Origin of the sequence: Microbacterium esteraromaticum (assembly GCF_900163815.1) — a bacterium.
In the GTDB taxonomy this organism is placed as follows: Bacteria; Actinomycetota; Actinomycetes; order Actinomycetales; family Microbacteriaceae; genus Microbacterium; species Microbacterium esteraromaticum_B.
In genome coordinates this window covers 1-14,271 of the sequence record NZ_FUKO01000003.1, presented here as the reverse complement: position 1 = coordinate 14,271, position 14,271 = coordinate 1, and the positions used below count along the sequence as shown (strand labels likewise).

General features: G+C 64.2%; 13 protein-coding genes and 1 pseudogene. 6 read left to right on the top strand and 8 right to left on the bottom strand.

What is annotated here, in order from left to right:
* Window positions 1-244 precede the first annotated feature (244 nt).
* Window positions 245-898: an alpha/beta hydrolase gene (locus FM104_RS00920; RefSeq protein WP_087129584.1), complete on the bottom strand. Its 654-nt coding sequence runs from the start codon at window positions 896-898 to the stop codon at window positions 245-247.
* A gap of 41 nt (window positions 899-939) precedes the next feature.
* On the opposite strand from FM104_RS00920, the gene FM104_RS00915 reads away from it, so the two are divergent.
* Window positions 940-1,524: an NUDIX hydrolase family protein gene (locus FM104_RS00915; protein WP_087129583.1), complete on the top strand. Its 585-nt coding sequence runs from the start codon at window positions 940-942 to the stop codon at window positions 1,522-1,524.
* 469 nt (window positions 1,525-1,993) lie between these two features.
* Here FM104_RS00915 and FM104_RS00910 read toward each other — a convergent pair whose 3' ends face one another.
* From FM104_RS00910 to FM104_RS00905, 3 genes and pseudogenes are all read right to left on the bottom strand, one after another.
* Window positions 1,994-2,248, bottom strand: a complete 255-nt coding sequence (locus FM104_RS00910) for a hypothetical protein (RefSeq protein ID WP_087129582.1) — start codon at window positions 2,246-2,248, stop codon at window positions 1,994-1,996.
* Window positions 2,249-2,320: 72 nt separating this feature from the next.
* Window positions 2,321-2,557 (bottom strand): annotated as a pseudogene (locus tag FM104_RS16870) (hypothetical protein); the annotation flags it as partial.
* A complete protein-coding gene (locus tag FM104_RS00905) occupies window positions 2,499-2,867 on the bottom strand; it encodes a PadR family transcriptional regulator (RefSeq protein ID WP_218778535.1) in 369 nt (122 codons plus the stop codon). The gene FM104_RS00905 and the pseudogene FM104_RS16870, both read right to left, overlap by 59 nt.
* 79 nt (window positions 2,868-2,946) lie before the next feature.
* Here FM104_RS00905 and FM104_RS00900 point away from each other — a divergent pair, with 79 nt between their 5' ends.
* Genes FM104_RS00900 through FM104_RS00890 form a run of 3 tightly spaced genes read left to right on the top strand, consistent with a single transcriptional unit; the run spans window position 2,947 to window position 5,669 of the window.
* Window positions 2,947-3,645 (top strand): hypothetical protein, encoded by a 699-nt coding sequence (locus FM104_RS00900; protein WP_087129580.1) that lies wholly within the window; start codon window positions 2,947-2,949, stop codon window positions 3,643-3,645.
* A gap of 36 nt (window positions 3,646-3,681) precedes the next feature.
* Complete coding sequence (locus FM104_RS00895) at window positions 3,682-4,269, top strand: peptidoglycan-binding domain-containing protein (protein WP_087129579.1); 588 nt, start codon at window positions 3,682-3,684, stop codon at window positions 4,267-4,269.
* 23 nt (window positions 4,270-4,292) lie between these two features.
* Window positions 4,293-5,669 carry a S8 family serine peptidase gene (locus tag FM104_RS00890; protein WP_087129578.1) on the top strand — a complete coding sequence of 459 codons (1,377 nt, stop codon included), beginning with the start codon at window positions 4,293-4,295 and terminating at the stop codon, window positions 5,667-5,669.
* A 296-nt stretch (window positions 5,670-5,965) separates the two neighbouring features.
* Here the strand turns inward: FM104_RS00890 and FM104_RS00885 are convergent, their stop codons facing one another.
* The 4 genes from FM104_RS00885 to mobF all read right to left on the bottom strand — a co-directional run bounded on the left by FM104_RS00885 (window position 5,966) and on the right by mobF (window position 11,232).
* A complete protein-coding gene (locus tag FM104_RS00885; protein ID WP_087129577.1) occupies window positions 5,966-6,679 on the bottom strand; it encodes an META domain-containing protein in 714 nt (237 codons plus the stop codon).
* A 144-nt stretch (window positions 6,680-6,823) separates the two neighbouring features.
* The gene (locus FM104_RS16215) at window positions 6,824-7,012 is read right to left on the bottom strand and encodes a hypothetical protein (RefSeq protein ID WP_143738222.1); all 189 of its coding nucleotides are present in this window, start codon (window positions 7,010-7,012) and stop codon (window positions 6,824-6,826) included.
* Window positions 7,005-7,760, bottom strand: coding sequence for a serine hydrolase domain-containing protein (locus tag FM104_RS00880; RefSeq protein WP_087129576.1), 756 nt, complete (start codon window positions 7,758-7,760; stop codon window positions 7,005-7,007). The genes FM104_RS16215 and FM104_RS00880 overlap by 8 nt, the downstream gene beginning before the upstream one ends.
* 10 nt (window positions 7,761-7,770) lie before the next feature.
* Window positions 7,771-11,232, bottom strand: coding sequence for a MobF family relaxase (mobF, locus tag FM104_RS00875; protein ID WP_087129575.1), 3,462 nt, complete (start codon window positions 11,230-11,232; stop codon window positions 7,771-7,773).
* Between the two features lie 342 nt (window positions 11,233-11,574).
* Here mobF and FM104_RS00870 point away from each other — a divergent pair, with 342 nt between their 5' ends.
* Together FM104_RS00870 and FM104_RS00865 are read left to right on the top strand one after the other, a co-directional pair.
* The gene (locus FM104_RS00870) at window positions 11,575-12,693 is read left to right on the top strand and encodes a hypothetical protein (RefSeq protein ID WP_087055728.1); all 1,119 of its coding nucleotides are present in this window, start codon (window positions 11,575-11,577) and stop codon (window positions 12,691-12,693) included.
* 101 nt (window positions 12,694-12,794) lie between these two features.
* Window positions 12,795-13,418, top strand: coding sequence for an LppA family lipoprotein (locus FM104_RS00865; protein ID WP_179206617.1), 624 nt, complete (start codon window positions 12,795-12,797; stop codon window positions 13,416-13,418).
* The last annotated feature ends 853 nt before the right edge of the window (window positions 13,419-14,271 follow it).

Sequence of the window (14,271 nt, the reverse complement as noted above, 5' to 3'; positions counted from 1 at the left end):
TCCCGAAGATGGGTGCGCAGATGCCGACGGGCCGCATCACGTCAAAAGGCGTGGAAGGCCGGGGTCTGGAGCTCGTCGCGTGCCTGCTGAAAGGGTCCCGAGGGTCGTCGGATCAGCGCGTGGGTGGATACGCGAAGGCGACGACTCAGATCAAGGGACTTCCTCACACGGGGGACAGGACCTGACGACTTTATCCCGGGCGTGTCGCGGGTGCAACTGTCTGTAAGTCGACCGCATCAGCCAGTCAGGCGGATGCCGCGGCATCCCTCCATCGGGTCAGGAAGACATGCACATCGGTGAGCTCCTGCTCGGAGATGCTGTGCGTGAGGCCCGGGTATACCCGGCCGGAAAGTTCGGAATGCGTGGGCAGCCACTGCGCGGTGTGCTCGATGAGGTGCGCGGGAATGACGTCATCGTTGCTGCCGCGGCCCCAGAAGACCGGCGGGCGCGTCTCGGTCAGCAGTTCGTCATTCGGCAGGTCTCCGGGCGCGGCGTAACCACTGAGCGCGACCACGCTGCCGAACTTTTCGGGGGCGAGGCGCAGCGCTTGCAGCGACACGGCGGCTCCCTGCGAGAAGCCCAGCAGCGCTACGGATGCCGCATCGCCAGCAGCTTCTTCGAGCCATCGTAGCAGCGACTCGGCAGCGAGCGTGATGCCTTCGGTGGACCTGCCGTTGAGTGAATCGATCGCATACCAGGAGCGCCCCGGCATCGGCCAGGGGGGAGTGAGCGGTGCGGCGACGGCGGCCACAGCAATGCCATCGGGCAGGTGCGGGATCAGCCCGAACAGGTCGCGCTCATCAGCACCGTATCCGTGCAGCAGTACGAGGAGCGGTTTGCCGCTGCGAGGCTCGGGCGACCACAGCGTGGCGGACGAATCGATCGAGAGAGTCACGATCCCATCCTGCCAGCAGCCACTGACGCTGGTAGAAATGAACCATGAGCGTGCGCACCCCCGACCCTGACCCGGGCGATGACTTCGGGTTCGACGATGTGCCGCGGAATGCCAATCCCGCCTGGCTCAGCGACATCGAGCTCGAGGAGGCGCGTCGGCGACTGCCCATGCTCTACGTGGAGGCTGTTCCGGTGCGCACCGACGGGTCGGGGCAGGTGACTGCTGTCGGCGTGCTGCTGCGCTCCACTCCGCTCGGCGAGATCACCCGCACCCTCGTCTCCGGCCGGGTGCGCTACGGCGAGAGCATCCGTGAGGCACTCTTCCGCCACGTCGAGAACGACCTCGGCCCGATGGCCTTCCCGCTGCTGCCCTCATCTCCGGATCCGTTCACTGTCGCCGAGTACTTCCCGATGCCGGGCGTGAGCGCGTACCACGATGAGCGTCAGCACGCGGTCGCGCTGGCCTTCGTCGTTCCGGTCACCGGCACCTGCGAGCCCCGTCAGGACGCGCTCGAAGTGACCTGGTTCTCGCCAGAAGAGGCAGCATCCGACGACGTTTCCGCCGAGATGGAGGGCGGCCGGGGCACGCTCATCCGCCAGGCCCTCGCACACCTCGGTCTGCTGCGCTGAGCCCGTTGCCCGGCGCTGCCGCCGGAGCGGGCGGCAATACCACATGTCGCGTTTGACGCGACTACTTCCGACCGAATGGCGTGGGAGTTGAACTTCACCGCACTCCCTCTTGCGTAAGGACGTGAGTCGGGCTCCGGACCCTGGGACGCGGCGAAGTGCATCTGTTGCCGTGGGTATCTTCTTCAGGGTTAGATGTCTGCAATCCGGACAGCCGCAGGATCACGACGGTTACGTTCTGGATGGCACCGATGCGAGCGACGATGCATTCGGCCGCTCCGAAGAACAGTGCCCCATCGAGGCGGAACAGGGCGATGCGCTCATCCCCGGGCTGCGCGGGCGGGGAAATTCTTCGCGGTGGACGCCGGCGGAGTTCGCGAGGTGCTGCAGCTTCGAGCGCGGCGAGAGAACAGCCCCGCCACCCGGTAAGGGCAACGGGGCCGGATGTCTCGACTACCGCTTGACGTTCTCGTTAGTCGGCAATCACCGGAAGGGGCACGCCGGCGGGTGCCGGGCCTGCGGGCATCTGAAGTGTGAACATGAGAATCCCGATGATGACAGCAGCGCTGGCTACTGCGATGGGGGCCCAGTTGTCCTTTCGGTTACCTCGTAGACCGAAAACGACCCAGCCGAGCACAGCGAGGGCGAGTGCGGCTCCGACGACGGGGACGAGGAACGCGGCGGGCACAGCGATGATCGCGAGAATGAGACCGATTGTGTATGCCATTCCCGGCCTTGGTGAAACCTCTTCGGGTTCGGCCGGAGCAGGCTGCGGGGTCGCAGTGCCGGCGATCTGCTCGACTGTTCCAAGCTGATCGAGAGCGGCGCGTACTGCCGTTTCCTGTTGTCCAGGTGGAGCAGCCAGTACCGCTTGCTCGAGGTGGCTACGGACCTCATAGAGCACTCCGTCGCGCTCCGTTGTGTTTCGAAGGGCGAATGTGAGCTCTTGGAGATATGACTCTGCGAGCTCAGGGAGCTCAACCCTCTGTGTGTAGCTCACTGGCTCCTCGCCTTCTGGATAATACGACGTTGACATCCCCCGAAAAGTCCCTCCATGCGGTGGTGAACTCCTCAAGTGCTCTCAAGCCTGCTTCCGTTATCGAGTAATACTTCCGCGGAGGCCCGACGTTCGACTCCTCCCAGTGCGTGACGACCCATCCGGCATCACGCAACCTTGTGAGTACGGGGTACAGCGCTCCGCCGCTGGCGAAGAGGACACCGCCTTCGGCAAGCGTCGCAGCGAGCACGTGTCCGTAGGAGGACGCGGTAGATAGCTCCGCGAGTACACAGTACTCGAGGACTCCCTTGCGAAGCTGCGCGAACAGTTGTTCACGTGAAGGAATCACTGTGACAGTGTACGCGTGATGCCTTGGATTAGCAGCTACCTGCGATAGATAGGTACCTGCTAGCCTCAGGATCACCACCATGGTGGTGATCGAGCTCAATGAGGAGAGAACCATGAAGTTGAAGCCTGCATCTGCTTTCACCGCTGTCGTCGCGTGCGTGGCGTCGCTCGCGTTTGCGAATACCAGCGCAAGCGCCGAAGTGTTGGATGCCCCAGCGCCCCAGACTGTCGTCAACGAGTACGATGCCAATTTCGAGATCACTGCTGATCTTGAGTCCTACCTCAACACTCTTTCCCAGGGTGAGCGCACAGCTTTCGTCAACACGATGCTGCCGAGCACGACTGTCGAGACCACTACGGTCACGCCGGCGAACGCAGCCGCGAAAACGTCCCTCGAGGCAGCGGCGGCTACGGGCGACATTGTGACGCCCTTCGCTACTGGTTGCTGGACTGCGCGTACTGACTGGGAGCAGAAGAACATCTACGGCGGCGGTATCTACAGCTGGTACCACGTGGGTCGCTGGTGCGCCAATGGGTCGACGGTGACCTCGGCATCGCGAGCCGACTATGGCGGGCAGACATATGCCATCGGCTGGCGCAAGGAGGGCCTCACCGCGAGTGCCGCTGGTGTCGTATCGAACCAGGGGCGCAGCTACACCCAACAGAAGTTCGTTCTCGGTGTCGGCGGTTGGGATGTCGACACCCGATACGAGTGCGCCCGAGTTGCAGGCAAGTCGAACGCTACGGCGACCGGCACCATGACCTGCGGTATCTACTGACCGGCTTGATAGCCGGTATTCGGAAAGGAGGACATCATGCGATTACGCAAAGGTCGTTGGCGGGACTTTGTAGTTGCGCTGCTGGCGACCATCACTGGACTCGGCTTCTTCGCTGCACCGGCAAGTGCTGTGGAACTCGGATCGGGAACGCCCGAGAGTTCACATGTCGATACAACGCCTACACCGGACGGAGTATCTGAGGCCGAGTGGTTGGTCGCAATCACGGAATCCGAGGAGCAGTTCGGCGAGGGCGACCGCGCATACCTCGAGGCGCTCAAGGCGGTGGCTCCGCGGAGGGTGACATACTGCACCCAGCGAACGATTGTGAACGTGGTACCGCCGGGGATCTACGCGATCCCGACGGCGCCGGGGGTCGGGACCAACTGCGTGATGGAGTCCGGTCTCACGAACAACGCTGCGGTCCGGGTTCTTCAGACCGCGTTGAACCACTGTTACGGTCGCTCGCTGGTTGTCGATGGCAGCTTTGGGCCAGCGACGTACAACGGGCTGATGCACGCGCAGAGCGTTCACGGTATTGGAGTCGATGGCGTGTACGGCCCAACGACTCGCAGCCATCTCAAGTTCCCGGGCAGCAGCGGCTGCCTGCCTCTCTCTGCACTGTAGGGAGAACATCTCACCGGAGATCAATGTTTCGTCTCACCACGACGACAGGCCCAGCACTGCTGCTGGGCCTGTCGCTTGCTCTCGGGGGCTCTCTCACAGCAACGGCAGTCGAGTTCACTACCCCCACCCCCTCACCAGCCCCTTCCCCGGACGCATCGCTTCAGAGCTCTGTGCGGGAGCAGGAGTTTTGGCTCGAGAGCCTGAGTATCCCCGACGCATGGGGAACTACGCGTGGTGAGGGGCAAACCATCGCCGTGATCGACACAGGCATTGGTCGCGGGTCGCCCGTCTTCGAAGGCGTGGTCGGCGGCAAGGACTTCTCCGGAGTTGGGACACTCGATGGACGCACGCCAGTGGGCGTGCAGGATCGTGACCATGGTTCGCTAGTCGCCTCGGTGGCAGCGGGGAGAGACACCCTTGATGGCACTGCCATGATCGGAGTCGCTCCAGACGCGGATCTACTCTCGGCGTCGATCGGGTTCCCGGGCTCGCAGAGCAATATCCCGTTCACCCGGCAGGTGGCAGACGCAATCTTCTGGTCGGTTGACAACGGCGCCGACGTGATCAACCTGTCGTTCACAACAAACACGCTTGATTGGGACGAGTCTTGGGACGAAGCGTTCCTCTATGCGTACGATCACGACGTCGTGATCGTGGTCGCGGCGGGTAACCGAGGTAGCGGTACGAATATGGTCGGAGCCCCCGCGACGATTCCAGGGGTACTCGTGGTCGGGGGTATCGACCGCAGTGGCTTTGCGAGCCAAGAGGCGTCAACGCAGGGAATCACGATTGGCGTCTCGGCCCCGAGCGAGGAACTTGTGGGCGTCACAGCTGAGGGGGCGGTCGTGAACTGGTACGGCACCAGCGCTGCGACACCGATTGTCACGGGTATCGTTGCGCTCGTACGCGCAGCGCATCCTGAACTCACGGCAGGCCAGGTGATCAACCGCATCGAGCTCACGGCTGACCCAGTGGGTTCCGGTCCGGCTGGGGGTATCGGTAACGGACCTGATCCGCTCTACGGATACGGGATCGCCAATGCAGGTTTGGCGGTGACAGCGGATATTCTCGCCGCAGGTGATGAGCCCGGTGAACTTCTACGAGAGTGGATCAAGCTCCATCGGCGCGCGAAGACGGTACCGGCGCCTGATCCTGCCCCCGGCGCGGTCGAGATTCCGCCGCTGCCAGCTCCCGACAACCCCACGGCAGTGTCGCCTCTGCTTCCGAGCGAGGAGAGTCTCCTCTATGGCACTCTTCCGCTCTTTGCGTTCACGATTTCTGGAGTTCTTGTCGGGTTGGTCGTGACGGCGGCTATAAAGCGTGTTCGTCTCGCTCGGGAGGCTGAGCAGGGGAGAAACGCGCCCGACGAGAGGCGGCATCGGAGTACGTCCTCGGTCTGATTGCAGACGAGTCGAATAGGGAGCCCACCCAGGGTCCAGAAATCGCGGGTTGTCGTATGTGGTGCTGTGACAACGACGGGAAGGAGCATCACACAAATGACCTTAGTTACCGATCGCGTGGGCGGGACGCCGCACTGGCGGCGACCCGTCCACGTTGCAGGTCATCAAAGGCATCGGCTCCTACGGCGTTCAGCTCGCCCACGAGGTCGCCGACACCGGCTACTCCCAACGGGGATGAGTCTGCGGGCGCACAACACTTTCCCTGATTGTGGCCGACTCCATTCGAAGTGTGGAGACTACTGGTTTGGTGCGCGCGAAAGAACTCCGCTCAGGCCGCCGTTCTCATCGAGCACATAGAGCGTGTCGCCGCTCGCGACGGCGGCGACCACCGACCCCTGAAGTTCAGACTCCAGGCCGGAGCACATCATGAGTGACGTGATCATGTCAGAGAACACGACCCTCCCATCGGACACGCTCCACGCCCCGCTCATCCCGTTGCATCCGTCGCTGCCGGCGACAGTGCCATCGTCGAGGACTGTCAGGAACGCCGAGCGCTCCCCGACCTCGCCCCACTGACCCACGGGATCATCGGTCGGAGAAGCAACGATGGTCTGTATGTCAGCGCCCAGCTCGCCTGCCTCGCTGAGGATGAAGCCGGAGCTCCACGCTACGGCGGCATAGGTGACGACCGGGGCGAGCACAAGGATCACCACGCCCGCGACAGCGATAGGACGTGCCGCTGAACGCCGAAGCACGGCGGCGAGCATCGTCACGACGTAGAGCGCGAGAAGAATGATCGTCGCAACCATGCCGCTTCCCGCCCGGTAGGACGCGGAACAACTCGTCGGGGGTGGATCGATCGTGGGGCACACACCCGCACCGAAGGGCACCGCGGCAAGCCAGACGAGCGCGACAGTCCCCACCATGAGGATCGACGCCGTGACCATGAGTCCCCAACGGGGACGCACCCGCAGGCGCGCATCCTTCTCTCCGACTCTGGCCGAACCCATACACCGACCGTACCGGCTGCCCCTCACACGTCGAGCCCGGCTCTGCCCGTCTTGACCCACCAGTCCCCGCCCAACTGGCACCGCAGCTGCTCTCAAGTTCTCGCCCCGACATCAGAGAATGCACGCGGGCTACGACGTCGTAGGTCAGAATCCGATGCCGCGCTCACGATGTGGGTCGGTGTACTGGCGTTGTTCATGCTCGGCGGATGTAACTTGTGCTGCGCGTTCGGCGCGTGCGCGTTCTGCCTTGACTCGCCGGGCGTCGGCCTCCGCGTGCCGCTGGCGTATGAGGTGCGCGGCGTCCACCGGGCGCAATTCGTGTTCTTCACTCAACTCGCCGACTATGCCGGATACGCCCTCGACTCTGCCCTGTTCGCACCGGGCCAGGCGTTGCGGGACGAGTTCGTGGGGGCGAGGTTCCACACCAAGCCACCGGGCGCAGCGACAGGCTGGCTGCCGTCCTCGACAAGGCGATCACCCCGACCGAGCAGACCGTCCGCATCCACCGGGAAGCGCTGCGCGAGGCTCTCGAAGAACGAGAACGCCTGCTCGACCCGGACGAGGATGTCGCGTCTGCTCGCGAGGGACGACACCCGTATCGGCGGGGAGTGTCCGAGTCGCGTTCGGTGACGACTTCAAGCAGCCGGGTCAGCACGGCGTATCCCAGGTTGGAGTAGTCGAACGTGCCCAGGGTGTCGGTGCGTTGCTCGTCGAGGGTCGGCAGCACCTCGGTGTCGAAATACGCGGTCGTGTACTTCGCGTACGGATCACGCGCCTCCGCCAGCGTCGTGATCATGCCCTTGGGAACGCGCGGCAGACCGGAGGTGTGCGTCACGAGTGATCGAACATCGACCGCCGTCGGCAGCTTCACCTCCGGTAAGTACTCGCTGACCGGCGTTGAGAGATCGAGGGCGCCTGCGTGGGCGAGCTGCTCAGTGATCCGGGCGGTGACGGTCTTGCTGATCGATCCCCATTCGAGCATCGGGGAACCCCGGTGCAGCGGCCCGATCTGCTCGGCGGTGATATCACCGTTGTCGCGGAGCCGGTACGCCTGACTCTTCCGCCGCACCAACCAACTCATGCCATCAAGCCTATAGACCTCGACTGACGCCACCCTGTCCAGGCGTGTTCCGCTGCTGCCCGAACTCTTGGCTGGCGCGCTCCCGCTCGGTCCTCTCAGCAGCGAGGGCGGCTTGCGCGGCACGAGTCTGCTCGATCCGTGCTGCGGCTTCAGACGGGGTGAGCGAGCGCAGCAGCTCGGCTTCTTCCTTCGCCCGCCTCGCGGCGTCTGCTGTTCTCACGGCCTGCTGCGCGGGGTTCGCGCTGAGGTACGCATGCCGATTGCGGCTCACGGCCTCCGGCCCGAATATCCGCGCGTAGGTCGCGACCCGTGCAGCCTTTGCGCGTTGTGGTCTGGAGAATAGCGCGTCACGGGCTTCCTGATGTTGCTGCTCGGCATCGAGCACGCGCGGGTCGTCATCGACCCGCGAACGGGTGACTCGCTGGATCCAGCCGTCGGCTGCTTCGTTCAGCGTTGGAATCTCACCCCACTCGTTGGCCAGGCGGTGACGCGCTGTGGACGCTCGTGCTCTGGCGTGTTCGTGTTCATCGCGGGCACGCCATTTCTCGAACCACGATGCCGTCCGCGCCTGCTCTCCTGTCACACGCTCGGCGCTGACAGCCTCCTGCCATTTGGCGAGTGCGTCTCTCGCTGCGGCGGAAACATGCGCGGAGACCTCGTCGCGTACCTGCTCGGCCCGCTCTCGCGCATACTGCTCGGCTATACGCGCTGTCTCGCGCATGGTGCTCTCCGCGGCACGGAGGTCTGCAAGAACCGTAGCGACCTCTTGCCAGCGTTCAGCCTGCGCCTGAGCAAGCTCCGCGCGCTGCACAAGAGACACAATTTCCTGGTTCACGAACGACATGGGGCCGCTCTTGACGATGCCGCGCACCGCTTCTTGTGCGGTGCGGGTTGCATGGTCGAGGCCACGGTCTGCAGGGTCGCGTTCCATCGCTGCAACGAACTGCACCCGCGCATCAGCCATGCTCTCGGCGATGACGTGCAGCCGGTTGTGCTCGCGGCCTCGGGTCATGCCGACGTAGACGCCAGCCGCGCTTGTCGCGTCGGTGAGCATCATGTGAGAAGTATCGACGGTTGCGCCTTGGACGCCGTAGGCGGTGGCCGCGTAGGACAGGTGTACGTGCTCGCTCACGTACTCAGGCGAAAGGGCGACGGTGCGCGGGTTTCTGCGTCTACTGACGGCTTCTCGCGCGTAGACCGTGCCATCGTTCTCGACGTGTTGGACGATCCACTGTTGCCGGTTCGCCACGCCGAGCGCGGTGTCGTTCTTCCGCGTCTGGATCAGATCACCTCGACCGATAGGCAGATCGTCGCTGCCGGTCGCGGTCACCGTGTCGTCGACCTCGCCGGACTCGACCCGTCCTGTGCGGATGCGTTCGTTCAGCGTGGCGGCGTCGTCGTTCGTGGCAACAGTGATCGCCTCACCGTCACGGGATTGCTCGGTGATGTGCTCGCGGGCCTGCTCCTCGTCGGTGTGCAGGGTGATGAGACCCATTGCGGCGAGTCGGTCGAACACGTCGCCGGGGTTCTCCCTGTCACGCATGGTCAACGTGAGCGCCGCGTACTCGGCGTCTGCGAACCGGTGCAGTTCGGTCATGTCGTAGGTACGGCCACGAATCTGTGCGGCCATGTCGAGTACCCCGCCCCGTCCGACGGCGGGGAGTTGGGCGCGGTCACCGACGAGCGCGACCGTCGCGCCTGCCTCTTGGGTGATGGTGAGGAGGGCGTGTGCGGTGTCTTGGTCGAGCATCCCGGCCTCGTCCACGATCACCCGCTCACCCCGGCGCAGCACTGCATCCTCTGCCGGGTCGGTGTAGGTGCGCCCGGTGTCCGGGTCGGCGTCGCCGGGGCCCAGGCGTGTCCATACGCCGTCGGCGTTCCATCGCCATCCGTGCGCGTGCACGAGCGCCGCAACGCTCGTGGCCAGTACGCCGAGTTCGTCGTGCGCGACCTGCGCCGCCCGCAGTGTCGGCGCAACCACCCGCGACTCCCTGTCCTGCTCGGCGGCGACTGCAATGGCGGTGCGCAGCATCGTTGTCTTCCCGCTGCCCGCAGCCCCCTCCACGATCACCAACGGATCGGTCGAAGCGATCGCCGCAGCAGCGACCGTCTGCCCATTGTCCAGCCCTTCCGCTCGTGCGGCCTCGGTCACGTCCGGGTACACAGGCTCTTGCTCCGGTCTGGCGGCGGTGATTTGGTCGCGGAGCGTGGTTTCGGCGGCGACCACGGTGAGGCTGGTCAGGTGCGCGACATGCTCCGGGGTCGCTGCGTCCGGTGGGAGGACGGAGAAGCAATCCGAGACCGCAAGCTCGGTCGCTATCGTGATGAACTCGCGCAACTCGGCCGGGGTCGCGCGCACGCCGTGCTCGGTAGTGATGCGGGTGACATGCTCCTGCACCGCATGACGCGTCCTCGCCGACGATGCGGCGGCGCAGCGATCCAGCGCCCGCGACGCAACCTCCTGCACGACCAGATCATCCAACAGCACCCGACGCTGCACGGCCGTGCGCGCGAGGCGTTCGGAGTTGTACCCGGCGTCGCGGAGTTCCTGCACCCACCACTGCTCGTTCTTCAAATCGGCAGGCTTCTTTCCAGGCCGCTGGTGCGTCCAAGCGATGCCTTGCAGTCGGGCCGTCATGACCGGGCCGAGGGCTTCGCCGGGATGCTGCGCTTCCCATTCGGCTTCGAGCCGGTCAAGATTGCGTCTGATCTGCGCTGACCGCTTCGACATGATGCCGTTGAACGGCTGCAACTCCGTCACCTCACCGGAGACGGGATCGAGAGTCAGGCCGTGTTCTGTGAGGGTCTGAGCGAGTTGTGGGTGTGCGGCGATGACGGCGGTGCCGAGGGCACGGATCGTGCCCTGCTGCTTGAACAGGGCGGCGGTGTCTAGTGCCCGCCACTTCCCAGCGGCAAAGACTCGCGTGCCGATCTGCATGTGGGTATGACGATGAGGATCACCTGCACGCGATGTCTTGTGCCGGATACCAACGACCTGCATCTGCTCGATAGGCAGAACTTCCCGCGCGTCACGCGGGCCGACCCTGGTCACGGAGTGCTGGCCAAGCCACCGGCGTATCTCAGCCAGCGCGTCTTGCTGCGCGACGTCTAGCGCTTTCGAGACTTCGGGGTGGAGGGCGGCGGCGACCGAAAGGGACTTGGGTGCGTTGATCGTCATCTCCGCGAACAACGGAGACCCCTTCGTGCCCTCGGTCGCCGCGCGCGGGGTGCCCATCGACTCGCCTGTGATGGGCTCAGCCCAGTCCACCCACCCCTCATAGTCCTCGGCAGTCAAGGAGCGGGTAGCCGTGACCTCGCCGCTGGGGTCGAGCACCGCGTACTCGGCGACCGCGTTGTCAGCGCCGAGGTAGTACTCATCCGCACGGGAACGGTCGGCCTCGACATAGCGGCGCGCGGCGGCACCGTTGCCGCGGAACAGGATCACGCCGCCCTTCACCTTGACCTCCCTCATGAGTCGTCTCATGAGGGAGGTGCGCACGCCCCACCAACGGTGGCATACGTGCCTCACTTTGTTGCTGAGGAGTGTTTGAGCCGAGGAGCCAGGCAGTCGGGTTCTCAGGGGCGGTTCGTAGACTCGGGGGGTGCGGATTCTGGTGGAGGTAAGTGAGCGGGCTCAGGCCTGTTACGACGTGGGGTTGTCTGCCGGATTTGAGACAGCCTGGGGTCTCTCTGCGGCTGATCCCACCTTGACGCGGCTTGACGCTCAGAAGCGGGTGTCAAGCATCGACTTCGATCCGTCCTCTGAGCGGATGCGACGCGGTAACTTCTCGTCCGCACCGTGGGTGGTGTCCGCATGATCGACACAACCTCGCTGGCAGACCTCCTCATGTGCGGGCCACGGGGACGACGCCTGCTCCTCGAGTATGCGATCGCATCCGATCGCCTCCACGTCCCCGAGTACCGTGAGGACTCGTTCAACGCGGGAGTCTTTCTCGCCTCGTATCACCTTGACCCAGGCAAGGGCACATCGGTGCAGTTGATCGGCAACGTCGGTGGGGAGGTTCGGGAGGTCGCCCCCGCTGAGGTTGCAGCGCGCTTGGAAACTGTGTCGTTGGCCGAAGTGACCCCGGAACTGTTGCGTGACTGCGTCTCCGAGCCGGTCGGTTCGGCCAGGTACTGGCAGGAGGCGGACGGGAGCGACGTACTTGCGGTGTCAGATGAGTTGCAGGTTCCGCTTCGCCGCGTCGCGGAGCACATTGCCGCGTCTGCGCATGCCACGTGGTGGGGTGAGCCGGTGGCGGAGCGTTCCCAATGGCAGGTGGAGTGGGATGACGCACCAACGCACGAGATCATGGCAGACCCGATGGCATTACTCCGCAAGGTGCGGGATCAGATCGTCGAGGAAGAACTGGCTGCTCGGCGGGAGCGTCCGTCGGATGTGACCGCGAACTGGAGCGGGAACTGGTGGTCACGCCCACCGTGGGAGCTTCCCTCAACCACCAGGGCACTGTTCGACGAGAGTCCTGCCGGGTTGTGGTTCGTGGAAGACAGCCTCGGCTGGGAGCAAGCGAACACGCGGCGGCTGGGGGTACCCGCTGGGCTGCGTATCTTCGAGATTGACACCGCCGAAGCGTGGGCGGATCTATGCGCGCGGTTCCCGATCGAGGTCACCGCGCAAAAGCGTCACGACTGGTACCGCGCCACCGGGCGAGACGGTGCTTGGGTGGTCCCGGACTGGGCGAAAGTCGCCGAACACTACGACGCTGTACACCTCCAGACACAGACCTATCTCTCTGCGGCGGGAATCGCGATCCCTGTCGATGAGCAGACCGCTACCGTGATCGCGGGCTGGGACCCGGATCAGACGTTCTGGTTTACACCGAACGTGCGCTACATCGATGATCCTGTGCGGTGGGTAGTTGAAGAGAATGGCGAACGCACCGATTGGGTGAGACAGGAGAACCCAACATGATGATCGGAACACGATTGCGGTCGCGTGTCGCGCTCGGCACGGCAGCTGCCGTAGCAGCAGTGATTCTGTTGACTGCCTGCGCACCTTCACCGACAACAACCATGACCGACGCTGAGGGCAACACGGTCACCGTTGAGTGGGTCGACTACCCGGCGAACGCGGGCATCCCAGCAAACGATGTGTTGATGCTCCCCGCTGCTGAAGAGGTTGAAGCACGGGCAGACCAGCTCATCGCCGAAGTTCAGGACACTCTCGAAACCCAGTACGGCATCACCGGATGGACGGTAGAAAACGAAAGTGGCTGGTACCCGCAGGAAGGCAACGGGTACGGCGGAACATCACTATTGACGACCTTTAACTCGGCGCTCTACGAGGTGAGTGTCACCGTCTCTGTCGAACAATGGGATGCGGTCATCGACACCGTTCGGCAGGTCGCGGAACAGTACGGGATCACTGATGTAGCGAGCGACACCTACTTCGAGGAGTATCCTGTGTGGATGCGGGTGGGGAGCTTCCATCGTGGGGCTGAGTTCTTTGACGTAACGGTCCAGGATGAAACGCTCGACCCTGACTACCAGGCGGGCGAGAGCGATGACGGGCTCGTGGCGGGTGTCTCCCTGTTCTATGGGATCACGACGATCAGCGAAACAGATCGTGCCGAGTTCATCCGCCGCGCGGCTCCCTTTGAGGGAATCACGTTGCCGGAGGCGACGACCTCCGACTGACACTCACGCACGGTCCCGCCACCGTGGCGGCACCGTGGGATCAGGGGTTTTCCAGTTTGCGGGTGAACCGCGCCGGTGGAGCCACCATGGCCCCACCATGCGACCTGGGGTTTCTTGATCCTGAAGGGAACCGCGGTGCCGCCGATTCAGCGAGACCGTCTGTCCTGGGAAGCCTCTCGTGGAGTAGGACCACGGTGGTGTCGAATCGACACAACCGCCCCTTCCCAGGAAAAGTTGCTTCCTGTGAATCTCGATCTGGCTGTGCGGGGGTGTTGAATCAACACTCCCGGTGGTTGCGAATCACGACCACCGCACCGGTCTCCTGATTGAATTGCGTGAGCACATATAGTAGCTCAAGTCGCGAGTAAATACTAGATGTTGTGGTTTGGGTGACGCACCTGTCGTGTATGAACACGATCACGCACACCACCAGTACACCGAGTATTGCCCGCACCAGTCAGGTACGGACCCCATCCCGGGGACGGGCGCAGGCACCTGGCGCACTCCCGCCAGGCTTCGACCCAGAGGGGTTCACGCGAGAGGCGTGTGAGCGGTCGGGGGTGTCCTTCGCGGTCACCGACCCGGTCGCGCTGTCAAAGCTCCGCGTGCTCACCAAACTCGAAACCTGACACCGCACCCTCGATGCAGCATTCCCGGGGATCACCTGCATGTGCAGTGCTGTGGTGTCAGGCTTTGAAGGTGATCTGCACCCGTTCGGGCCTGAACCGTGCGCCGCCGTTGGGGAGGGGCAGGATCACGAGGGTGTCTACGAGGGCGGCGATGATGGCGCGTTTCTGTGGGATCGACCACTCCGACTCCCACGCCTCACGCATCGCTGTCTCGTCACCGATCG